This is a genomic window from Paenibacillus barcinonensis (assembly GCF_003217495.1).
Lineage (GTDB): Bacteria > Bacillota > Bacilli > Paenibacillales > Paenibacillaceae > Paenibacillus > Paenibacillus barcinonensis.
Window position 1 is genome coordinate 44202 of record NZ_QJSW01000003.1, and the last position, 22665, is coordinate 66866.

Here is a 22665-nt window from a genome sequence, read left to right on the forward strand (position 1 = left end):
ATCATAGCCTTGTGTTCACTTAAATCACATCGTGTTATAACCAAGACTAATACTGGTTCATTGGTTGAAGTAAAGCGGCTGGACATTAACTTTGCTAGCTTGTCGCTTAGTGCCCACCCGTGTATTCATGCTGCTCTTCTCCCACAACCATCTTTTCGTTGCCCATGAAGAAGGAAGCGATCAACGCTAGTGCCGCAGGAATGACCGCCCAGGCGAACAGTTGCACAATGGAGGAGGACAGCGCATGGGTGATGGCATCCAGCACCTGAGACGGAATATGCTGTCTTAGTTCTGGCGATAACAGCGCATGCGGGTCCGTCAGATCCATTCCGGCAGGCAGACCGCCCGCACCCGCAGGTGCTCCAGCAGATGCGCCAGCTTCTCCGGCAGCGCCAGCCATGCTGTCCGTCATTTTACGCGTGAACACCTGGCTCTGCACGATTCCAAAAATCGTAATGCCCATCGTCATACCGAGTGAACGCAGGAAGTTCAGCGTGGAGCTGGCTGCTCCTCTTCTGCGTGGCTCAAATGCATTCATCGCTGCATTGCTCAGCACCGAGAATGATGAACCGACACCCAGACCAATCATAACCATGTATACCCGAATCGTCCATAAGGATGAGTCCTGATCCAGCGTAGTCAGCAGCCCCAGACCGACAACTAGCAGTGCCAGTGTAGGAATCATAATGTTGCGATACTTTGTTTTGGTCATGAGCACACCACCCAAGGAGGCTGTCACGACAGAGCCCAGCATCATCGGCAGCAGGACAAGACCGGAATTGGTTGCCTTCCCCCCAAGCACACCCTGGATGAAGATCGGGATATACACCGATGCCGTAATAAACGCTGCGCCGCTGAACATCGCAATGACATTGCTTGACCAATACACCCGCTTGCGGAACATGCTGAATGAAATAATTGGCTCCTTGGCCTTGCTCTCAGCATACAGGAAGAGCAGTGCAAGCACGACGAATCCGGCAAATAACCCCAGAATCTGCGCCGAGTCCCAAGCATAGGTTTTGCCACCCAGCTCCAGTCCGAAGATCAGGCAGACCACTGCACCGATCAATGTAACAGCCCCCAGCCAGTCAATCTGCTGCGACTGATGCTGGTGAGATTCCTTGTAGAAGAAGGCGATAAACAGGAAGGCAATCAAGCCAAGTGGCAGGTTAATGTAGAAGACCCATTCCCATGTTGCATACTCTGTAATATACGCACCTAACAGTGGACCAAATACACTGGAAAGCCCAAACACGGCTCCAAACAATCCCCCCAGCTTCCCACGTGCTTCAGGTGCAACCACGTCAAACATAATCGTAAATGCAATAGGCACCAGCGCTCCTGCACCAATCCCTTGAATCGCTCTGTACACTGTCAATTCTATAATCGACGTTGCCGTTCCGCATAATGCAGAACCCAGCATAAACACGATAATTCCGAATACAAAAAACTTCTTGCGTCCATACATATCGGACAGCTTGCCGAAGATCGGCATACCTGCCATCTCCGCCACCATATAAGCAGAGGTTACCCATACGAACTTGTCGAGTCCGCCAAGCTTGCCTACGATATCCCCCATTGCCGTAGCCACAATGGTATTATCCATAGAGGCCATTAATATGCTAAGCAGTAGTCCCGCCAGCACAAATCCAATTTTATTGTTGCGTGCAGCCATTGTTGTTAATCTCTCCATTCCCGTTCTATTCATATGACTGCATTAGTATATCCGAAAAGCAGCAACAAGCAATCAGTCCAAGGACCGATTGCTTTTGTGGCAAAACCTTCTATTAACATGCAGCAGCAGTTTCACCTCTAGATGAGCTGACTGTGGCCTACCTTCGCCTCCGGATCAACCGAAAGCTCACCAGAATACTCCACATGACGGATGTTGCAGCCACGACCGATATGAACCCTCGTCCCCCGAACTATATCTGCTTCGGTGTCTTCAAGCACAATTTCATCCCCTTCGATGAGCTGTGCCCGGAAGGAAGGAGCGCCTCCTAAACCAAGTGCTTTCCAGAAGCCGCTCCGTTCTTTGCGCCGAATATCAATACGCTCCCCGCCTACTTCTCTTGCGGAAGACGACGTGTATAACCGGATAAGCACACTATCTGCATTAAGCAGTCCACCTACCTTGATATTGCCTTGAACGCTGATTACCTCACCTTGAACATCTCCATCAATGGTTGCCATACCGCCAATGTCGATGCGCTCGCCATCTACTGTGCCACGCACATTACACTTTCCGTTCACCGTTAATTCTGGCGTAGACAGATCTCCATTAACCGTGGTCATGCCATCAATACGAACCCTGGAGCTGACCAGCGGACCGTTAATTGTACACATGCCGTTAACGTTAGTGCTTTCAGCGTGGGTAGCTCCATGCACCCCGAGCGTTCCGTTGACATCAAGGGACTGGGTGCGCATTGCTCCCTCCACCTTGGCCATTCCGTTCACCGTTGTGCTTTCCGAGATTAAGGAGCCATAGATTTTCAGAGTGCCATTAACGCTCAGGGAAAAGCAATCCAGATCTCCATCCAGTTTCGCCATCCCGTCGATATTAACCCGGTGGTAACTACCACCTGCCGTTTTGCGTGACCCTGTAACATTCAGATCATTTCTCAAATGACGTTCTTCCATTCGTATACTCCCCCTCAGCCCAATTTAAGTTTCAGCTCTTCCATAAAGGCTGCCAGTGGAATGCGAAGTACCACCTTCACGCCTTGGTCAAAATAAAGCTCTGCTCCCGCACCCACCAGCATGAAGGAAGGTATGCCCATCTTGCGAATCAGCAGCAGCTCGCTCGCCCGGTCACGGAAGCGATAGTAATGTTCAGACATCACATCAATCAGTAGCATGCCTTCCTGCTGGGTAATGTCTCCGCCCAGCAGCAGCTTCTCCAGCACATAGAGCATCATAATCTGTTCCAGACCATATAATGACTGCTGGCGTCCAGATTCGTTTAACAATTCCAGTGAAGATAATGAAACAATGTTTCGATCAAGCAGCTGCTGGTCGGACATCTCTATCTCACCCAGTGTTGGGGAGAATACGTCCGCCAGTTCATCCAGCGATAACCCGTCTTTCATATGAATGATCTTATCAATTCGCTGTAAAATCTGTTGTTTTGGGAAAAATGTCTCCTGTCCCGTAAACGAAGACTTCCGAATAAACCATTCCTCGGGAATAAGGTTTTTCCGTTTCCAGCGATACAATTGACCATATGAAATACCTGTCAGATCAAGCAATTCTTTTTTGGAGATCAAATCATTGGTCATATCAGGACCCCCTATTCATTAAAAATAGTGTAACAAAACATTGTTACGTTGTAAAACAAAATTATTGAATCCGTTTTCGAAACTGTCATTGCGTCCGTCGTATTTTGGGTATAACCTTTGATTATAGGCTCACCTTCTATTATGAAAGGGGTTACTTTGTAATGGCACTCATTAAATGTGAATTTTACTCGGACACGCTTGGATTAAGCACTAGCATGCATGTGATTCTGCCGCAGCAAACCCATAATCAGATCGGTCTGGACAATGTCACAGGTTCAGGTCTTCACCCGACTCTGTATTTGCTTCACGGTCTGTCTGATGACGACTCCATCTGGCTGCGCCGTACATCAATCGAACGATATGTCGCCTCTCTTGGCATCGCTGTCGTTATGCCTCAGGTCCACCGCAGCTTCTATACCGATATGGCCGAGGGAGGTCGATACTGGACCTTCATCAGCGAAGAATTGCCTGCACTTGCCCGCTCTTTCTTCCCGCTGTCTCCCCAAAGAGAAGATAACTATGTCGCCGGTTTGTCGATGGGCGGGTATGGAGCATTCAAGCTGGCTCTTCGCAAACCAGAGCAATACGCCGCCGCTGCAAGCCTCTCTGGCGCTCTGGATATGGCCCCTCATATGAACAATGAAGAGCCTTCTGCCTTACAACGGGACGAGCTGTTACGTATCTTTGGACCCGAATTTGCCGGTTCGGATAATGATCTGATTCATCTGCTCAAGGAAAGTAAAACGAGTCAGGGCCCGCGCCCTCTCCTGTATCAATGCTGTGGAACAGAGGACTTCTTGTATGAAGAGAATCAGACCTTCCGCAAAGCCTGCGCAGAGACCGATTTTGAGTTAACGTATGAGGAGGAGCAGGGTGAGCATGAATGGGGATATTGGGATATGAAAATTCAGGATGTATTAAAGTGGCTGCCGGTGCCTAAACAGGGTTAAATAATCCGCCAAGGCCCCGCAGCAGGGTTCAACAAAACAGGCCTGGAGTGCCGCTGCATTCCACCCGGTCAGTGTCATGTCGCACTTGACGTTGACCATTCATGGAGGCTCAGCTCTTCCCGGCCTGTTTTTTATCCAAACCTGTATATTGCCGCTATGTTCACCAATCCGCTTTCCCTTCTTCCGGCAGCAAAGCTTTAATCCGAAAGGCCATCCGAAGACGCAGCGTTTCCTCCGGGTCCTTCAGACTGCGGCCGATAATCTCCTCACATTTTTCCAACCGATAGATGACCGTATTGCGGTGAATGTACAACCGCTTCGCCGTCTCGGCAAGATGGCAGTGTGTTTCCAGATAAACCGACAGGGTATGAAGCAGCATCTGGTGATCCTTCAGCGTTTCATCTTCAAAGCCCTGCATCGTATCCATATAAAATTTCCGCAGATGCTCATGAGGGATCAGGCGCAGAATTTCCGGCACTTCCTTGGGCTGGTAAAGTTCTATAAAACGTGTTTTGCCTGAAATGCTTCCGAAATAGAGCGCCTCATTCGCTTCTTTAAAAGACATAGGAATCTGGGGCAGCGGCTGTGCGTAACTGCTGAAGCCAAAAGACAGGTCCGATTCGTAGTATGCTGCAATTCTGCTCTGAAGACGCTCCAGAAGCTCAATAAAGAAGGGCCGGATTACCTTCCACTCCTCGGTTAAGCGCATCAGTAAAATGTAAGATTGATCATGAGTATACACTTGGATTGGATAACGAAACTGAGCCACTTCTCCTTCAAGATACTCAGCGATTTGATCCTGCTCCGCCTTGTACTGCACAAACGAAGTTGTCTTATCTTTATTGTTCAGCTTGCCTACTGCACATATATATCGTTGGTCATTAGAAAGCCCAAACTCCCGGCCCCGACTGGCAATCTCTTCACTGCTAGAGAATACCCCGCCAATGAAATTTGTAAAAAACTCATTCTGGATGCGACGACGATTCTGCTTCAATGCATTATCCTTCATTAGTTCAAATGCAATAACGTTAGTAGCCTGTTCGATAGTCAGAATACTTGAACGCTCAGAGGGCGGCACAAAACCTGCAATACAGAGGTAATGCAATTGTCGATGCGTGTATACAGGAAACAGGGTCATCGTCTCACTCTCCCCCCCTAGCCAAGAGAATGCAGAGAAGGTGGACGGTGGCACGTAGAAGCGCCCTCCCTCGGATAACAAAGCCTCAAGCCGCACAGCATTTCGGGGTGACAGACGACCAAAGACAGGCTGCAAATAAGGACCAAGCAGAATAACAGGAAATTTCAGCAAGGCGGACAGCTGATCCAGCAGCTTGGGAACACCCTGACCGCTCATAATTTGCTGCGTGAACTGTCTGTGGGTCTGTATAGCATGGTGTAGCTGCGTTGTCTGCACATCAAGAATATGATTAAGCGCCTTGTTGACAATATCGCCAAGCGAAGGCTCCACAGGCAGCTCCAGGAGAGGCAGATGCAGTTCGTCAGCCAGCTGAACCGCTGAATCAGGGATGCTTCCAAGGAATCTTTTGCTTTTGATACCAAGCCCCGCGCATTCCTGACGGCCCATTTCACGGATCAGCTCAAGCAGAGCGGGCAGATCATCCTTAAAGTGAAAAGCGGTTGTGATTAACAATTCACTCCTTTTCAGATAAGGGATGATATCGGGAGCATCCATCATATTTACTGTATGAACTTCCCTGTTTAAACCCTGCTCTCCCCCCACAATGACTGTCCCGTTAAATATAGGCAGCTTCAGCAGGTCATTAATTTTCATCTTCCCCACTCCTTGGTTAACATGCACAACGAATTGAATGATTCTTCTACATTTTCGTGAATGATTTCTATTATTTTTTATTTTACGATTAATTAAACACAATGCCAAGTTAATTAATATAACATCAATTGGAAAGCTTGCGCTGCCGGAATGGGGGAAACTGCATTTGATCATCAAACAATTAAAACCATCTGCCTTGTCTGCACAAATCGAGGACATGGTGGAATGGCTGGCCTCGTACGGATCAGACAACAGCGGCGGTGTGACCCGTTTGCTCTATGACCCGGCTTGGAGTGCAGCCCAGAAGGCCGTTCAGGCGAAAATAGAACACCTTGGACTTACGGCACGTTATGACGATGTCGGCAATTTATTTGGGCGGCTTGCCGGGAGAGATCCCGAAGCAAAGGTGGTATTAACCGGTTCTCATATTGATACCGTAACCGGTGGCGGCAAGTACGACGGAGCGTTCGGAATCATCGCTTCCCTCCTTGCCGTGGAATATTTGCTGACGCATCACGGTCAGCCGCTCAAACCCATTGAAATTGTATCGCTGTGTGAAGAAGAGGGCAGTCGATTCCCCATGACGTACTGGGGCTCAGGAAATATAACAGGAGTAAAGGATCGAGATAACGTTCATCACGTCAAGGACGCAAACGGAATATCTCTGGATCAAGCGATGCAGGCTGCAGGATTTGGATCAGACCTTCATCCAAGCCCGGAGCGCACTGACCTCGAATGCTTCATCGAATTACACATCGAGCAAGGTGAAGTGCTAGAACGTGAAGGGAAATCCATCGGAATTGTCAGCCACATCGTCGGGCAGCGCCGCTATAACATTACCGTGTATGGGGAAAGCAATCACGCGGGAACAACACCTATGAAATGGCGCCGCGACGCCATGTTCACCGCCGCCGAAATGATACGCCTTTTGACGATTCGTGCCACAGCAGACCAGAGCGGACTTGTAGCTACCGTAGGACATATGGAGGTCAAGCCGAATGTAGGGAACGTTATCGCACGCGAAGTTACCTTCAGTCTGGATGTACGCCACAGCAATGCGGAAACGATTAAACAGTTCTGCGAGGCATGCTTTAGTGAATTCGAGATAATCGCGGCACAACACGGGACACAAATAAGGTATCATAAATGGATGGATGAACCACCAGTAGCGATGGATCACACGTTAACCAAGGCAGCTGAAGACATTCTGAAACGTGGTCGAATCTCATATAAACGGATGACCAGCGGGGCCGGGCATGATTCACAGATCTTCGGAACCCATTGTCCGACAGCACTGCTATTTGTACCAAGCCAGGGCGGAATCAGTCATTCCCCCGCTGAATTTACTCATACGGAAGATTTGCAGCGCGGTGTACTCCTGCTCATCGACCTGTTATATAAGCTGGCATATTGAACGAACAATCAGGAGGGGATTACAAGATGACACAGTATCGGGAAATTCACGCACCTTTGAGAACAATTATGACACCCGGCCCCGTTGAAGCGGACCCTAGAGTTCTACGAGCCATGAGCACCCCTATTCTGGGTCAATTTGATCCAGAATTCACTCGCATGATGAATGAAACGATGGATATGCTGCGACAAACGTTCCAAACGACGAACCAATGGGCCTTTCCCGTAGATGGCACATCACGTTCAGGTCTGGAAGCCGTACTATGCAGTCTGATTGAGCCTGGCGACAAAGTGCTTGTCCCCATTTTCGGACGCTTCGGACATCTATTGACCGAAATTGCCGAGAGACAAGGTGCCGAGCTCCATCTGATGGAATGCCCGTGGGGACAAGTATTCGACCAGCAAGCGGTAATCGACGAAGTCAAGCGAGTCCAGCCGAAAATACTGGCAATTGTACATGGCGAAACCTCAACAGGCTGTATGCAGCCACTCGACCTGATCGGTCCAGCCTGCCGAGAGCTTGGCGTGCTAACAGTAGTCGATGCTGTCGCCTCGATCGGAGGTGCACCGGTCAAAGTGGACGAATGGCAACTGGATGCAGTGATTGGCGGTACCCAAAAATGCATTTCTGTACCTTCCGGCATGGCGCCAATTACCTACAACGAGCGAGTGGAACGCATTCTGACCAGTCGGAAAAAGGTCGAACGTGGCGTTGCACTGGAAAGCGATCGCCGAGATGTCGCATATCCGATCCGCAGCAATTATTTTGATCTTAGTCAGCTACAGGACTACTGGGGACCGCGCCGTTTGAACCACCACACCGAGGCAACCTCCATGTTGTACGCACTCCGTGAAGGTCTGCGTATCCTGCTTGAAGAAGGGCTGGAAGCACGCTTCGCTCGTCACAAAATACACGAACAAGCGTTAATGGCCGGCATTCGGGGTATGGGGCTGGAGTTATTCAACGATGTCACATGGAAGCTGCCTGTCGTAACCTGTGTCAAGATTCCAGCAGGTATTGATGGCGAGGCTGTACGCACCACTCTTTTGAAACAATTCGGTATTGAGATCGCCAGTTCGTTCGGTCCATTACACGGGCAAATCTGGCGAATTGGTACGATGGGCTACAGCTGTCGAAAGGAAAACGTCCTGTTTGTGCTCGCCGCACTGGAAGCAGTGCTTATTCGGAATCACGCTCCGATTGTCATCGGGCGCGGGGTACAGGAAGCGCTTGACGTGTACGAACATTCTGATATCTCATAATAAATAAGAGAAACTATATACCGCTACACCAGCCAATCTTTACGTTTACGTGTAAATGAATGGTTCAACGTATAGAGTATCGCCAACCCTTTGTTTTCGTTCAACAGGAAGGATTCCGGGAATAACCGGAATCCTTTTATATCATGTAGCCATCCCATGGTTCAATAACTACATGTGATTCATGGATTCTATCCCTTGATGACACAGTCAATTAAGTGCTTTAACGTTTTGGATACGCAAACATTCTATATATTTTTTTGGGATACACCCATTTGTTTTTTTCAGACACTCAGGCTTCTTATAAGTTTTATTAACAGCCTGTAATTACACACGCGCAATTTATCAACGTGGCGTTAAACGGAAGGTGACACATGATTCATATCAACTGGCTGCGCTCTGGACTGGCCGGACTGCAATGGCTCTTCTTTTTATTTACCAATACAGTTGTTATCCCCATTACCGTCGGAGCAGCATTTGCACTGCCCCAAGACAAAATTCAATTCCTGATCCAATGCTCATTTGTGCTCACAGGTTTAGCCTGCGCTGCCCAAGCAGGCTTCGGACACAAAAGAGCTGTTATGGAAGGTCAGTCCGGGTTATGGTGGGGTGTTATTCTTAGCCTTGCCACCGCCGCTCCCTCACTGGGCATATCATTAACCGAGTTGGGAGGCAGTCTGGCTGTCGGAATATTAATCTCGGGTGCGATCACCATTCTCATCGGTTTATGCGGTCTGGCCAAGCCATTATCGAAGCTATTTACACCCGGCGTCATGGCTGTATTTATGTTCCTGCTCGCCTGTCGACTGAATATCATTTTTCTCGAAGGCATGCTCGGCATTTCGTCAGGCTCATCTGCTGAAGACAAAGTGATCCAGCCTCTCATCTTTCTTCTGGCCGCAGCCGTAGCTATCTTTGTTGTTATCCTTTCCGTCAAAGCGCGCCCCGTCATCGGCCAGTATGCCTTGTTAATCGGCATTCTGGGAGGATGGGTATTACACACCTTGATCTTCGGCAGCACAAGCGATGCATCAAACGCTGGCACTGCGGGGACAGACTGGTTTCCGCTCGGAGCACCCTCGGACGGACTGAACGCAGGTGTAGTCACGATCGCAATCATTACAGGCCTGATTAACACCTCGAATACGTTCGGCGCCCTGAAGGGTACAGATCAGCTATATGAACGGGAAACGTCTAGTAATCAATATAAACGATCCTTTACAATAAGTGGTGTACTTGCGATGATCTCCGGTCTTCTGGGGCTGGTGCCTTACGCCCCTTATGTCTCATCTATCGGATTTCTCCAGCAGACGCGCATCCGGGACCGCATGCCACTTGTCACTGGCGGTCTGCTATTCGCAGCAATCGGTCTGGTTCCGTCCATCAGCAACGTACTGACAACACTGCCGCTAAGTATCGGAAGCGCTGTGCTGTTCGTAACCTACCTGCGACTGCTAGGTTCCTCGCTGCAGTATTTCGGACGCATTGATATGAATGCAGCGAACCTCTATCGGACAGCCGCACCTCTATTCACAGGCATTATCGTTATGGGCTTACCATCTGATGTTTTCGTTTCACTGCCTCCTCTGTTACGCCCACTGCTTGGCAACGGGCTATTAGTAGGCATTTTGCTTGCTTTGTTATTAAATCAGGTGCTCTCCAGCTCCCCCCGGAGCAGGCTGAGTCCCCGTATGAATACGAAAGGAGAACAACCATGAGCGTTTATGACGAGAATCAACCCGAGGAATTACAGCCGCATTTGAACAAAACAGGGGACACACCTCCTTCTGACCCGTGGGGAGCGTATGTGAATGCGGGAATTTGCGTGCCTGCCACGCAGCCCGGCTCGCTCAGCGGACTGTCTTTTGCAGTTAAAGATGTCTTCGACATCAAGGGACACACCAGCGGGGCAGGCAACCCCGATTGGCTGCGTACACATTCACCAGCAGAATCCACCGCCCCAGCATTACTCTCTTTACTGCAAAACGGCGCCTCGCTTGAGGGCACAACACACACAGACGAACTGATGTACAGCCTGAATGGCGAAAACGCCCATTACGGAACTCCAACCAACCCCACTGCTCCTGACCGAATCCCAGGCGGATCATCAAGCGGTTCGGCTGTTGCGGCAGCAGCAGGGCTGGTTGATTTTGCGATCGGTACCGATACTGGCGGCTCTGTGCGCATCCCTTCTTCCTATTGCGGTCTGTACGGCTTCCGGCCGACGCATGGAGCTATTTCCACTGAAGGACTCATCCCCCTTGCCCATAGCTTCGATACCGTCGGCTGGATGAGCCGGGATGTCAACATTCTGCTCAAGGCAGGTCGTGTCCTGTTAAAAGAAAAGCCAACCGCTCCTAATGAGGCATCAGCACCTCAGGCCAATGCAAGTGACGATGCTCAGCAATCGTTTGAGCTTGATTCTTCACCCTTCACCCACCATTTTATCGCGGCAGAAGCGTGGAGCTTGCCAGAAGCAGCGGACCACACACTTCTGCTTGCCAGATTGCATCAGCTTCCGGGCTGGCAGCCGGATCAAACGACCACAGTACAGCTAACCGAAACCAGCGAGAGCCTGGCAGAGTGGTCAGCAGCCTTCCGCGTGCTTCAAGGGCTCGAAATTGCGCACGAACATGGGGAATGGATCAAAAAGGAGCAGCCCAAGTTCGGCCCAGGTATCGCAGAACGCTTTGAATGGGCTCAACAGTTGGAGCCGTCTGCAACCACTGAAGAAGCGAATCTACGCGCTCGGATCAAACATACTCTCGCTGAGCTGCTAGGAGAACATGGATTACTCGCGATCCCAACGGCACCAGGGCCAGCACCCTTCCTCGGCCTGAAAGGCCCTGAAGCCGAAGCTTACCGCGCCAAAACCATGCAGCTCTCTTGTATCGCCGGGCTCTCCGGCCTACCCCAAATTACCGTGCCCGTCATTCGCCCGGACGGACTGCCTATTGGCTTATCCTTTATCGGCGGCAAACATACAGACCTGAGACTACTGCAGTGGGCAGTCCAACATTTTACAGAAGAGGTGCACAGATGAAGCTGGTTACGATTGAACATAAGGACCGGGAGCAGGTCGCTTTCTGGACGAACCACGGAGTCATTCCGATGACTTGGCTGAATGAACAGGCGGGCACAGACTGGAATACTGATCTCCTCGCGTTGCTTCAGCACAATCAGTTCACCGAACTGCATAAATGGTATAACAGTCATGGTCAGGCGTACCTTTCCCGCCTGCCTTATCTTGCAGCGAGTGACACAACCTATCGTGCATTGTTTCGCAGGCCGGGAAAAATCATCGGGGTTGGCCTGAACTACAGAGAAAAGGCTATTGAGATCTCCGGACAGGCAGCCGAGGAAGAGCCTGTAATTTTCATCAAACCCGATTCGACCCTGATTGGACCAGGGGAATCCATCCAATTGCCGAGCAAAGCAGGTCAGGTTACAGCCGAAGCAGAGCTCGCGCTGGTTATCGGGCAAACCTGCAAAAATATAAATGAAGAGCAGGCCATGAGCGTCGTAGCCGGTTTTACAACGTCACTTGACATGACCGCCAAAGAGATCCACGCACGCAACCCGCGATTCATGCAACGCGCCAAGAGCTTTGACACCTTCCTGAGTCTTGGCTCCTCCCTCTCCACGCCTGACGAATACAGCAACCTGGATGCTCTGGAGATCAAGACAATGCACAACGGACGTGTTGCTCACAGCAACACCGTTAGCAGTATGATCTTTTCTCCTGCTTATTTAATTGCTTTCCTATCCGAAGTGATGACACTGCATGCCGGGGATGTCATTCTCACAGGAACACCAGGCTCAGTCACCATTCAAGCAGGCGATAAGACGGGCTGCGAAATCGCGGGACTTATGCAGCTAAACAATGTAGTCGAGAGCTAAATCCGAACATTCATAGGGATCTTTTACATCAAAATACGTATATAACACCCTCACTCCTCTAAAATAACATCATATGTCATATTTTTTCATGCAAATTCAACAGAAATTTAGATGATAATCTACGTTTTTGTCAATGAATTGTACAAACAAGGTGATAAAATAAGATATATGAAGTTCAGGTAAGGAAATATAACATAATTAAGTTATTATACCTTACATTTTTTTGATATCATTCATGGCGTGACTTCAGGACCGTACGTACAGCTCGTTGATCTAACATCGTTCTGGTCCTGCAGTCCCCCATATTAAAGAGGAGTGGGGAAACATATGTCTACCAATTTAGCAGGACAAGTACTGGAACCGGTACAGTTGCATGAAGAAATCAGCATGGATGAATCCCTCAAGCCCAAACGAGAGAGCGACCGAACGGTTGGGCCTGTACCTTACATGTTCATGTGGATCGGGGATGGTGTGAATCTCGGTAACATGACGCTCGGGGCAAGCCTGATCGTTGCCGGAGTTGCCACACTGAATGTATTCCAGACGTTTGTAGCAGCGATGATCGCCATTGGCATCATCTCCTTGATCTTTGCTATTAATGACCGTTTCGGTTATCGGACAGGCATTCCCTATGTTGTTCAACTACGTATGTCCTTTGGCATCAAAGGAGCCATCATCTCCTCCTTCCTTCGAGGTGTACCTGCAATCGTCTGGTACGGCTTCCAAAGCTGGGTCGGAGCAACAGCCCTGAATGAAATCATTAAAGTGTTCAGTGGTGGCAGCTTCGATAGCATCCCGATCTGTTTCATCCTGCTACAGGCAGTTCAAATCGTCCTGTCCATGTACGGATTCCATGCCATCAAATGGGTAGAAACGCTCGCTTCGGTAGTAATCATGCTGGCACTGGTCTATGTGTTCGGCATTCTGCTTAACTCCCACAGTGCAGCGATCAGCCAGAACTGGGTGAACGCCAAGGGTACATGGGGACTTCCCTTCTTCGCTTTTATCATGGTGTTCCTGGGCAATTATGCGGCGATCTTCCTGAGTGCAGGTGATTATTCCCGCGAGCTCAGAAGTGGCATCAGTGACAAAAAACGCAGCATGCTCTACTTCTTGCCTATCGTTATCGCGTACGGCTTTGTTCTGACCATTGGAGCGATGATGGCTGCGGCAACGGGATTATCCAATCCTGTCAAAGCTTTCGCTGTTATTGTAGACAATCCGTACATCACCGTGTTCGTATCCGCCTTCATCGTCATTGGCGCAGTTGCCGTCAATATGGTGGCTAACATCGTGCCACCCGCCTATGTCATCTCACTGGTTACCAAGCTGAAATACAAAGCAGCGGTCATCATCACTGGACTGCTCGCACTCTGTTCCTTCCCATGGGTACTCGTACAAGATTCCTCGGCTCAAGGCCTGAACACATTCATTCTGATCTACTCCGCCTTCCTCGGCCCGATTGTCGCGATCATGCTGGTCGAATACTACATTTTGCGCAAACAAAAGGTAGATACAGCGGAGTTGTACATGGATAACGGTATCTTCAAAGGGTATAACCCCAGCGCTCTGTTAGCCATGGTGATTGGAGCCGGCTCCGCCTTCCTGCTCGTAGATATTGGCTGGATCATCGGATTTATGACGGCAGGCATCGCCTATCTGCTGCTAAGCAAGTTTGCTTTTAAAGGCTCATCCTTCAAAAAAGGAACCATCTACGAGTAAACAGACCTGTATCAGCACAGCAAGACATACAATTCATCAACGATGGAAGAAGGAGAGAGGTATATGGAACGTTATGATCTCATCATACGCGGCGGCAGTGTGGTACTGCCGGAAGGTGTGACAAAGGTAGATATTGGGGTGAGGGATGGCAAAATTGCGGCGATAGCTACCGTACTGGAGGGTGAAACCGAACAGGAATGGGATGCTACAGAGCATCATGTGCTTCCGGGCATGATTGATGTACACGTGCATTTCAGCGAACCCGGACGCGAACATTGGGAAGGCTTCACAACCGGATCGGCAATGATGGCCGCTGGCGGATGTACCACCTTTTTTGATATGCCGCTCAACGGAATTCCCTCTACGGTCACAGAGGAAGCCTTACTGGACAAAGCACGCATTGGCAATGAAAAATCATTCGTCGATTTCGGTCTTTGGGGCGGACTCGTGCCCGGTAACGAAGACGATCTTCAGCCACTCGCAGCATCCGGCGTTATCGGATTCAAGGCTTTCCTGTCGACCACAGGCAACAAGGAGTTCGAAGCGGTAGATGATATGACATTGCTGACGGGCATGAAAAGGATTGCGGCACTTGGCAAAATCCTGGCCCTACATTCAGAAAGCGCGGCGATCACGAACTGGCTGAAAGCTGAAAAAGAAGCGGCTGGACTCGTCAGCGCCGACGACTATCTGGAGACACGGCCCATCCTCGCAGAGGTTGAAGCCGTTGAGCGTGCACTCTACTATTCCGAAATTACAGGCTGTGCCCTGCATTTTGTACACATCAGCTCCGCAGCAGCGGTGGCAAGGATCGAAGCTGCCAAGGCACGCGGCATGAACGTGACGGTTGAAACTTGCTCGCATTACCTGCTGTTCAACCATGACAGTCTGCGCGAAAAAGGCACCATCGCCAAATGTGCACCCCCATTGCGGGAAGCAGATGAACAGCAAGGGCTGATCTCACTCCTGCTCGAAGGCCAATTCGATATGCTGTCTTCAGACCATTCCCCTTGCCCGTATGAGATGAAAGATCCCAAAGATTATAATCTTTTTCAAGCATGGGGCGGCATAAGCGGCGGACAGTTCACATTGCTCTCCGCTCTCGAACTCGCACTCACATACAACGTTCCACTCGAAAAGGTTGCTGCCTGGACAGCTTCGAATCCGGCAGAACGCTTTGGTCTTGCAGACCGTAAAGGCAAGATTGCTATTGGCATGGATGCAGACCTTGCCATCGTACAACTGCATCAGCCCTTTACCGTGACGGAAGAGAACTATTATGCCAAGCATAAGCAGAGCCTCTATATGGGTCATACCTTCCCATCTAGCGTGGCAGGCACGATTGTCCGCGGACATGTCGTTGTTCAGGAGGGGAACGTACTCACTGCTGCTCCTGAAGGAAGCTGGCAGAAGCCGTAAGATTGCATGCAGCATACCAAAAGAAGCATGTCCGAGAATACCTCTCTCGAACATGCTTCTTGTTTTATCTTTTATTTTCAACTTTAGCCGCGGTTTTCAATCCACTGCTCCGTTGCTCCAAGCACCTTTTCACTCCGTGCAATAGCCTCTGCCACCTGACCTGAAGCCGTGCCACCGTAAACATTACGTGCATTGACTACAGCTTCCGGTTGCAGCACAGCATAGATGCGATCATCAAACAGCGGTGAGAACTGCTTGAATTCATCGATCGTCAGATCGAGCAAATATTTGCCGTTCTGGATGCAATACAATACCGTTTTTCCAATAACCTCATGTGCCTGACGGAAAGGTAGACCTTCGCCTACGAGGAAGTCCGCGATATCCGTTGCGTTGGAGAAGTCCTGATTCACCGCTTGACGCATGCGGTCCTTGTTCACTTTCATCGTAGCGATCATTGGAGCGAACAGTTGCAATGCGCCTTCCAACGTTGCTACCGTATCAAACATGCCTTCTTTATCTTCCTGCATATCTTTGTTGTAAGCCAGCGGAAGAGATTTCAGCACGGTCAGCAATCCAATCAGATTGCCGTATACCCGTCCTGTTTTACCACGAACAAGCTCAGGCACATCCGGATTTTTCTTCTGCGGCATAATGCTGCTGCCTGTGCAGAACGCATCATCAAGTTCAACAAAACCAAACTCTGTACTGCTCCACAGCACCAGCTCTTCACTCAAACGGGATAAGTGAGTCATGATCAGCGAAGCGGCTGCCAGAAACTCCACGATGAAGTCACGGTCACTTACCGCATCCAGACTGTTCTCGTACACACCGTCAAAGCCAAGCTGCTCTGCCACAAAGTGACGATCAATCGGGAACGTTGTACCCGCAAGCGCACCTGCACCCAGCGGCAGCACGTTAATGCGTTTGTAGCTGTCCATCAGACGCTCAGCGTCACGTTGGAACATGGATACATAGGCCATCAAGTGATGTGCAAACAAAATCGGCTGTGCCCGTTGCAAATGGGTATATCCAGGCACAATCGTATCCAGATTGTCCTTGGCTTGTCCGATCAGCGCTTCCTGCAATGCATGCAGCATACCAACAAAACCAACGACACGCTCACGCAGATATAAGTGCATATCCGTTGCGACCTGATCGTTCCGGCTACGACCCGTATGCAGTTTCCCGCCGACAGGACCAATCGTTTCAATCAGGTTTTTCTCGATGTTCATGTGAATATCTTCATCCGATACCGAAAACTCGACTTCACCTGCACGGATTTTATGCAAAACAGTGATCAGGCCCTCCTTGATCGTTTCCACATCTTCCGCTGGCAAAATACCGCATTTACCCAGCATGGTCACATGGGCAAGACTGCCCTGAATGTCTTCCTCTGCCAACGCTTTGTCAAAGTTAATTGATGCCGTGTATTCCTCGACCAGATGATTGGTTTGCTTTGTGAAACGTCCTCCCCACAGCTTGCTCACAGTGAGTATCCCCTTTCGTTCATGGACAAAGCCGCCCCTGCCCGAATGTGCAAGAACGGCCCGCCTTGTCAGTAATTATGATATAGCGTGACACACACGCCGTTAATTATTTTTTATTTTGCTCCACACCGGAATGTACTTTCAAGCGAAGTGCGTTCAGACGGATAAAGCCTGTTGCATCACCTTGATCATACGCCTCCGATGGATCAGCCTCCATAGTTGCAATGTCCGGGTTGTACAGGCTGACAGGACTTTTCACACCTGCGCCGATCACATTGCCTTTGTACAGCTTCACACGAACCGTACCCGTTACGTTTTTCTGACTTTCGGTTACCAAGGCTTGCAGCGCCAGACGTTCCGGTGCGAACCAGAAGCCGTTATATACGAGTGTGCTGTAACGTGTGATCAAGCTGTCGCGCAGATTCATCACTTCACGATCCATCGTGATGGATTCCATTTTGCGATGTGCTGTGAACAGGATCGTTCCACCTGGTGTTTCGTATACGCCGCGGCTCTTCATGCCGACAAAACGGTTCTCCACCATATCTACACGACCGATGCCGTGTTTGCCACCCAGTTCATTCAGCTGCTCCATCACTTGCAGCGGGCTCAAACGTTCACCGTTCAGAGCAACACAGTTGCCTTGTTCAAACTCCAGCTCGAGATATTCAGGTTGATCCGGTGCATCCTCAGGTGCACTACTCAGCAGGAACATGTCTTTGTTCTCATCCGCGCTCGGATCGAACCAAGGATCTTCCAGCACACCGCTCTCATAGCTGATATGCAGCAGGTTGCGGTCTGTAGAGTAAGGCTTCGCCGCAGACGCGGTAACCGGGATGCCAAGCTTTTCAGCATAAGCAATCATCTCGGCACGTCCAGGGAACTGATTGCGGAACTCTTCCAGACGCCAAGGCGCAATCACTTGAATGTCTGGTGTAAGCGCAGCTGCGTTCAATTCAAAACGAACCTGGTCATTCCCTTTCCCCGTAGCACCGTGAGCAATAGCTGTTGCGCCTTCTGCACGAGCGATATCCACCATACGTTTAGCAATCAGCGGACGCGCGATACTTGTACCGAGCAGGTATTGGCCTTCGTAGAGGGCACCTGCCTGGAACATCGGGTAGATGAAATCCTTTGCGAATTCGTCGCGCAGATCGTCGATATATACTTTGGAAGCGCCCGTAGCGAGTGCTTTTTCCTCCAGGCCATCCAGTTCATCCTTCTGACCGATATCCGCTGTAAAAGCGATGATCTCTGCATCGTAGGTTTCTTTCAGCCATTTCAAAATTACGGATGTGTCCAGCCCGCCGGAGTAGGCGAGTACAATTTTTTCCTTAGCCATGTGATATGGTCCTCCCCAAGATCAATTACGATAATTCAAACCATTTTATTAATTTTTATCTATCATCGCCAAATTGGCGTGTAAAATCAACCCAATTATCGCAAACTGCGATTATTCGCTCATCAATGCAGCCATCAGTGCCTTCTGTGCATGCAGGCGGTTCTCGGCTTGATCAAAGATCAAGGAGTTCGGGCCATCAATCACACCTGCGCTCACTTCTTCGCCGCGGTGTGCCGGCAGGCAGTGCAGGAACATGTAGTCCGGCTTGGCACCCTTCATCAATTCCTCATCAACCTGATAAGCAGCAAATGCCTGCTCCCGAATCTTCTGCTCTTCTTCAAAGCCCATGCTCGCCCATACATCGGTATATACGATATCGGCATCCTTCACGGCATCCTGCGCACTGTATGTGACAAGCACTTCCGATCCGCTCTCCTGTGCGATTGCACGCGCCTGCTCAACCACAGCGCTATCGGGCTCATACCCTTTCGGTGTAGCTACTGCAACATGCATGCCCATTTTCGCTGCACCCAGCATCAAGGAGTGTGCCATGTTGTTGCCATCACCGACGTAGGCCATTTTCAGACCCTCCAGCTTGCCTTTATGCTCCAGCACCGTTTGGAAATCTGCCAGCACTTGGCATGGATGCGCCGCATCACTCAAGCCGTTAATGACAGGAACATCTGCGTGCTCCGCCAGCTCAATCACATTATGATGTCCAAATGTACGGATCATAATGCCGTCAAGGTAACGGGACAGCACTTTCGCTGTATCATGTGTCGTTTCACCACGTCCCAGCTGAATGTCGTTTTTGCTCAAGAACAGTGCGTGTCCGCCCAACTGGAACATCCCAACTTCAAAGGACACACGGGTACGTGTAGATGATTTTTCAAAAATAAGTCCAATCGTTTTGCCTTTCAGCGGTTGAAACGGAACGCCGCTTTTTTGCTTGCCCTTGATCTCAATGGCAAGATCAAGCAGGTAACGAATTTCCTCAGCCGTATAGTCCGTGAATTCAATGAAATCCCGGCCTCTCAAGTCAATCTTCTGAACCTTTTCCGTTTGCTGTACTGCCATCTCTTGTATTCCTCCTCATTTCCGGTTCCCTGCACCCGCACGGGCAGAAGTTTCGTTTCCATTCTTACCACCATGACTTCCGCTGCCTGATCGCCACGCGGCTACAGGGATTCTTTCACTTTAATCTGCGCCGGGGGCCATAATGGCCCCGGTTCAGTCATTCATTTTTAATAAAATCAGGCTTTCGCCGCAACATGCTCTTCGATCAATGCCGCCACCAGTGATACCGCTTCGTTAATCTCTTCTTTACTTACATAGAGGTTAGGAAGCAAACGAATCACATTCGGACCTGCGGAAACAAACAAAATGCCGCGTTTCTGTCCTGCCAGCACAATATCTCCGATTGGCTCGACGCACTCAATACCTACCAGCAGCCCCATACCACGCACTTCTTTCACAAACGAGTTACCCGCCAGACGATTGCGTAAAGACGTCATCAGATAGTCTCCCATCTCGGCTGCACGCTCTGGCAGACGATCTTCCAGCATCGTCTCAATCGTGGCAATAACGACAGAGGAAGCCAGTGGTGTACCGCCAAAGGTCGTTGCATGACTGCCTGGTGTAAATGCATCCCGCAGGAATCCTTTACCCAGCATAGCGCCAACAGGGAATCCACTACCAATGCCCTTGGCTACAGTGAACACATCCGGTTCAACACCGTAATGCTCGTGAGCAAACAGCTTGCCTGTACGCCCCATGCCTGTTTGCACTTCGTCCACGATCATCAGCAAGCCATGCTCATCACACAATTGGCGCACATGCTTCACAAATTCCGGCTCTACCGGATACACACCGCCCTCGGCCTGAACCATCTCCAGCATAATCGCCGCAGTCTTCGGTCCAATCGCCGCTTCGAGCGCAGCAATATCATGCAAAGGCACGGTAACAAATCCGGCTGGAAGCGGCAAAAATCCTTCTTTTACCTTATCCTGTCCAGTCGCAGTCAACGTTGCCAGTGTCCGTCCGTGGAAGGATTGGGCAAAGGTAATGACCTCATACCGATCCAAGCCCTTTACCTTCTGTTGATAACGACGAGCCACCTTGATCGCTGCTTCGTTCGCTTCAGCACCGCTGTTGCAGAAAAAGACGGCGTCCGCACAGGTGTTGGCAGTTAGCAAAGCTGCTGCCTTTTCCTGACCCGGAATCTGGAACAGGTTGGATACATGCCACAGCTCATCAATCTGAGCTTTCAGCTTCGCGCCTACTTTCTCTGGTGCATGACCCAGGCTCGTTACAGCGAGTCCACACATGAAGTCGAGATAGCGGTTCCCCTGATCATCCCATAACCAGCTGCCTTTACCTTTGACCAAGCTGATCGGATACCGTGCATACGTTTGAAAAAGTGAGCTTTCCGTCTGTGCCGCTGCACCTGTTGCTGCCGCTCCTGCGACGGCTGTGCCAGAACCTGGCTGTTCGTTGCCTTTTGCCATGACCAAATCACTCCTTGTCGATGAGTACACGTATAAGGTGAGTCAAAAACATAACACGGACCACTCCGGTTGCAGAAGCATCTTCAAGCTCTTATCGCACCAACCACTCCGATGACAGAATAACCTTCCAATCGCTGTTATCCCCAGATTTTTTGATTCCCTTTTGTTTGAGGGGAAAATCCGGTGATAAGCGTATGCTTCCGATGTAGCTTTCTTGCAGAAAGCTTTCAGGCGACCGCTTCGCTTTTCCAGGTTTATTTCTGTCCTCTTCGTTGTGTTCTATCGCTTTCAGAGCTTTACTCAACTCTTCGTTAATTGTGTTATGAACCAGACTCACAAAAGTCGTGTACAAATTCTTTTTTATATAATTAAAAACCTAAAATCTGAATTTCGTGTTTTGTCCTACTGCATTCGAATAATTCGGGTACCGATCGTCTCTCCGCCAAGCACTCGGCTCAGAATCTGCGGCTCGCTGCCGTCCACGATGATTACCTCGCGCACATCGCCATGGATGCAAGCAATGGCTGCGCGTACCTTCGGGATCATGCCCCCGTAGATTTCGCCTGTCTGGATCATATCCTCGATCTCCTGTACGGATACAGATGGCAGCACCTTTTTCTCGCCGCCAACGGTCTTCATAATGCCTGGTACGTCCGTTACGACGATCATTCGGCTTACGCCAAGATGTGAAGCTACAGCCCCTGCCGCAGTATCTGCGTTAATGTTGTAGCGCTGACCGTTGGCGTCTACACCTACAGGTGCGATAACAGGCATGTAACCCATATTTACAATACCTTGAATAATCTCTGCTTTGACACTGGTCACATCGCCTACCCAGCCGATCTCAGCGTGGTTTGTTACTGGCTTCGCCTGAATCAGACCACCGTCTACCCCGGACACGCCCAAAGCCTGACCGCCCACACGCTGAATCAGACGTACGATCTGTTTGTTAATGCTGCCTGCCAGCACCATCTCTACGACATCCAGCACAGGCTCGGTCGTCTTGCGCAAACCGTTAACAAATTCCGTTTCGATCCCCAGCTTCGCCAGATTATCAGAGATGGCGGGTCCACCACCGTGAACGATCACCGGGCCATTTCCTTGAGACTGCAGGTCACGAAGATCTGCAAAAAAGGATTCAGGCAGTGCAGCCAGTGTGCTGCCTCCACATTTCATAACAAACATCTGCTTCTCCGTACCCGTCTCCGCTGCAATACCGCCATTCGGCAATGTAGAATTCAAGAGGCAAGGCTCCTTTCGTCGAACGATGATATAAGGCTTAACACTTAAAACAATTCATTGTAGACGACATGGGCCGTTCCAGATTCGGATCGTTCCTTCGATCGCCGTTGCCTCCAGTTTTTTTAGGATTCCCTTCTCCAAAGGGAAAACCCGGAGACAAATGCGAACGCTCCGCTTCTACAGAATCCGATTCCGCCTCTTCCACTACAGTCGTCTATTGTTATTTTTTAAAGTTCAATTCTTATAGATCATTTTTTACATCTATGATGGTACGCAGCTTTCCAAAGATCAAGCTGCAAAAAGATCAAAAGATTCTGGTCTATGTGATTTCATTTGAAGGAAGTTTCAAATCA

At 49.9% G+C, this 22665-nt stretch carries 17 protein-coding genes; 8 read left to right on the forward strand and 9 right to left on the reverse strand.

Going from position 1 to position 22665, the window contains the following annotated elements:
- Nucleotides 1-106: 106 nt before the first annotated feature.
- The 3 genes from DFQ00_RS06065 to DFQ00_RS06075 form a co-directional block, all read right to left on the reverse strand.
- The gene (locus tag DFQ00_RS06065; RefSeq protein ID WP_110895508.1) at nucleotides 107-1675 is read right to left on the reverse strand and encodes an MDR family MFS transporter; all 1569 of its coding nucleotides are present in this window, start codon (nucleotides 1673-1675) and stop codon (nucleotides 107-109) included.
- A 137-nt stretch (nucleotides 1676-1812) separates the two neighbouring features.
- Nucleotides 1813-2640, reverse strand: coding sequence for a bactofilin family protein (locus DFQ00_RS06070; RefSeq protein ID WP_110895510.1), 828 nt, complete (start codon nucleotides 2638-2640; stop codon nucleotides 1813-1815).
- 14 nt (nucleotides 2641-2654) lie between these two features.
- On the reverse strand, nucleotides 2655-3278 hold the full coding sequence (locus tag DFQ00_RS06075) for a YhbD family protein (RefSeq protein ID WP_110895512.1): 624 nt from the start codon (nucleotides 3276-3278) through the stop codon (nucleotides 2655-2657).
- Between the two features lie 161 nt (nucleotides 3279-3439).
- Between DFQ00_RS06075 and DFQ00_RS06080 the strand changes: the two genes are divergently transcribed.
- A complete protein-coding gene (locus tag DFQ00_RS06080) occupies nucleotides 3440-4228 on the forward strand; it encodes an alpha/beta hydrolase (protein WP_110895514.1) in 789 nt (262 codons plus the stop codon).
- 160 nt (nucleotides 4229-4388) lie between these two features.
- Here DFQ00_RS06080 and DFQ00_RS06085 read toward each other — a convergent pair whose 3' ends face one another.
- Nucleotides 4389-6020 carry a PucR family transcriptional regulator gene (locus DFQ00_RS06085; protein WP_110895515.1) on the reverse strand — a complete coding sequence of 544 codons (1632 nt, stop codon included), beginning with the start codon at nucleotides 6018-6020 and terminating at the stop codon, nucleotides 4389-4391.
- A gap of 169 nt (nucleotides 6021-6189) precedes the next feature.
- Here DFQ00_RS06085 and allC point away from each other — a divergent pair, with 169 nt between their 5' ends.
- From allC to DFQ00_RS06120, 7 genes are all read left to right on the forward strand, one after another.
- Nucleotides 6190-7434: an allantoate deiminase gene (gene allC / locus DFQ00_RS06090; protein WP_110895872.1), complete on the forward strand. Its 1245-nt coding sequence runs from the start codon at nucleotides 6190-6192 to the stop codon at nucleotides 7432-7434.
- A gap of 26 nt (nucleotides 7435-7460) precedes the next feature.
- Nucleotides 7461-8696, forward strand: coding sequence for a pyridoxal-phosphate-dependent aminotransferase family protein (locus DFQ00_RS06095; protein ID WP_110895516.1), 1236 nt, complete (start codon nucleotides 7461-7463; stop codon nucleotides 8694-8696).
- Between the two features lie 371 nt (nucleotides 8697-9067).
- A complete protein-coding gene (locus DFQ00_RS06100) occupies nucleotides 9068-10411 on the forward strand; it encodes a uracil/xanthine transporter (RefSeq protein WP_110895517.1) in 1344 nt (447 codons plus the stop codon).
- Nucleotides 10408-11736, forward strand: coding sequence for an amidase family protein (locus DFQ00_RS06105; RefSeq protein ID WP_110895518.1), 1329 nt, complete (start codon nucleotides 10408-10410; stop codon nucleotides 11734-11736). The genes DFQ00_RS06100 and DFQ00_RS06105 overlap by 4 nt, the downstream gene beginning before the upstream one ends.
- Nucleotides 11733-12593: a fumarylacetoacetate hydrolase family protein gene (locus tag DFQ00_RS06110; protein ID WP_110895519.1), complete on the forward strand. Its 861-nt coding sequence runs from the start codon at nucleotides 11733-11735 to the stop codon at nucleotides 12591-12593. Before DFQ00_RS06105 ends, DFQ00_RS06110 begins: the two co-directional genes overlap by 4 nt.
- 327 nt (nucleotides 12594-12920) lie before the next feature.
- Complete coding sequence (locus DFQ00_RS06115; protein ID WP_110895520.1) at nucleotides 12921-14315, forward strand: NCS1 family transporter; 1395 nt, start codon at nucleotides 12921-12923, stop codon at nucleotides 14313-14315.
- 63 nt (nucleotides 14316-14378) lie between these two features.
- Nucleotides 14379-15734 carry an allantoinase gene (locus DFQ00_RS06120; RefSeq protein WP_110895521.1) on the forward strand — a complete coding sequence of 452 codons (1356 nt, stop codon included), beginning with the start codon at nucleotides 14379-14381 and terminating at the stop codon, nucleotides 15732-15734.
- 83 nt (nucleotides 15735-15817) lie between these two features.
- Here DFQ00_RS06120 and argH read toward each other — a convergent pair whose 3' ends face one another.
- The 5 genes from argH to argB form a co-directional block, all read right to left on the reverse strand.
- Nucleotides 15818-17221, reverse strand: a complete 1404-nt coding sequence (argH, locus tag DFQ00_RS06125) for an argininosuccinate lyase (protein ID WP_110895522.1) — start codon at nucleotides 17219-17221, stop codon at nucleotides 15818-15820.
- A gap of 106 nt (nucleotides 17222-17327) precedes the next feature.
- Nucleotides 17328-18563, reverse strand: a complete 1236-nt coding sequence (locus DFQ00_RS06130; protein ID WP_110895523.1) for an argininosuccinate synthase — start codon at nucleotides 18561-18563, stop codon at nucleotides 17328-17330.
- Nucleotides 18564-18674: 111 nt separating this feature from the next.
- A complete protein-coding gene (gene argF / locus DFQ00_RS06135) occupies nucleotides 18675-19640 on the reverse strand; it encodes an ornithine carbamoyltransferase (RefSeq protein WP_110895524.1) in 966 nt (321 codons plus the stop codon).
- A gap of 176 nt (nucleotides 19641-19816) precedes the next feature.
- On the reverse strand, nucleotides 19817-21070 hold the full coding sequence (locus DFQ00_RS06140; RefSeq protein ID WP_110895525.1) for an aspartate aminotransferase family protein: 1254 nt from the start codon (nucleotides 21068-21070) through the stop codon (nucleotides 19817-19819).
- Nucleotides 21071-21472: 402 nt separating this feature from the next.
- On the reverse strand, nucleotides 21473-22255 hold the full coding sequence (gene argB / locus DFQ00_RS06145) for an acetylglutamate kinase (protein ID WP_110895873.1): 783 nt from the start codon (nucleotides 22253-22255) through the stop codon (nucleotides 21473-21475).
- Nucleotides 22256-22665: the final 410 nt, after the last annotated feature.

Excerpts from the sequence above, each read along its gene's own strand:
- DFQ00_RS06065 (WP_110895508.1), bottom strand. The coding sequence starts at position 1,675 with ATGGCTGCACGCAACAATAAAATTGGATTTGTGCTGGCGGGACTACTG.
- DFQ00_RS06070 (WP_110895510.1), bottom strand. The coding sequence starts at position 2,640 with ATGGAAGAACGTCATTTGAGAAATGATCTGAATGTTACAGGGTCACGC.
- DFQ00_RS06075 (WP_110895512.1), bottom strand. The coding sequence starts at position 3,278 with ATGACCAATGATTTGATCTCCAAAAAAGAATTGCTTGATCTGACAGGT.
- DFQ00_RS06080 (WP_110895514.1), top strand. The coding sequence starts at position 3,440 with ATGGCACTCATTAAATGTGAATTTTACTCGGACACGCTTGGATTAAGC.
- DFQ00_RS06085 (WP_110895515.1), bottom strand. The coding sequence starts at position 6,020 with ATGAAAATTAATGACCTGCTGAAGCTGCCTATATTTAACGGGACAGTC.
- DFQ00_RS06095 (WP_110895516.1), top strand. The coding sequence starts at position 7,461 with ATGACACAGTATCGGGAAATTCACGCACCTTTGAGAACAATTATGACA.
- DFQ00_RS06100 (WP_110895517.1), top strand. The coding sequence starts at position 9,068 with ATGATTCATATCAACTGGCTGCGCTCTGGACTGGCCGGACTGCAATGG.
- DFQ00_RS06105 (WP_110895518.1), top strand. The coding sequence starts at position 10,408 with ATGAGCGTTTATGACGAGAATCAACCCGAGGAATTACAGCCGCATTTG.
- DFQ00_RS06110 (WP_110895519.1), top strand. The coding sequence starts at position 11,733 with ATGAAGCTGGTTACGATTGAACATAAGGACCGGGAGCAGGTCGCTTTC.
- DFQ00_RS06115 (WP_110895520.1), top strand. The coding sequence starts at position 12,921 with ATGTCTACCAATTTAGCAGGACAAGTACTGGAACCGGTACAGTTGCAT.
- DFQ00_RS06120 (WP_110895521.1), top strand. The coding sequence starts at position 14,379 with ATGGAACGTTATGATCTCATCATACGCGGCGGCAGTGTGGTACTGCCG.
- DFQ00_RS06130 (WP_110895523.1), bottom strand. The coding sequence starts at position 18,563 with ATGGCTAAGGAAAAAATTGTACTCGCCTACTCCGGCGGGCTGGACACA.
- argF (WP_110895524.1), bottom strand. The coding sequence starts at position 19,640 with ATGGCAGTACAGCAAACGGAAAAGGTTCAGAAGATTGACTTGAGAGGC.
- DFQ00_RS06140 (WP_110895525.1), bottom strand. The coding sequence starts at position 21,070 with ATGGCAAAAGGCAACGAACAGCCAGGTTCTGGCACAGCCGTCGCAGGA.
- argB (WP_110895873.1), bottom strand. The coding sequence starts at position 22,255 with ATGTTTGTTATGAAATGTGGAGGCAGCACACTGGCTGCACTGCCTGAA.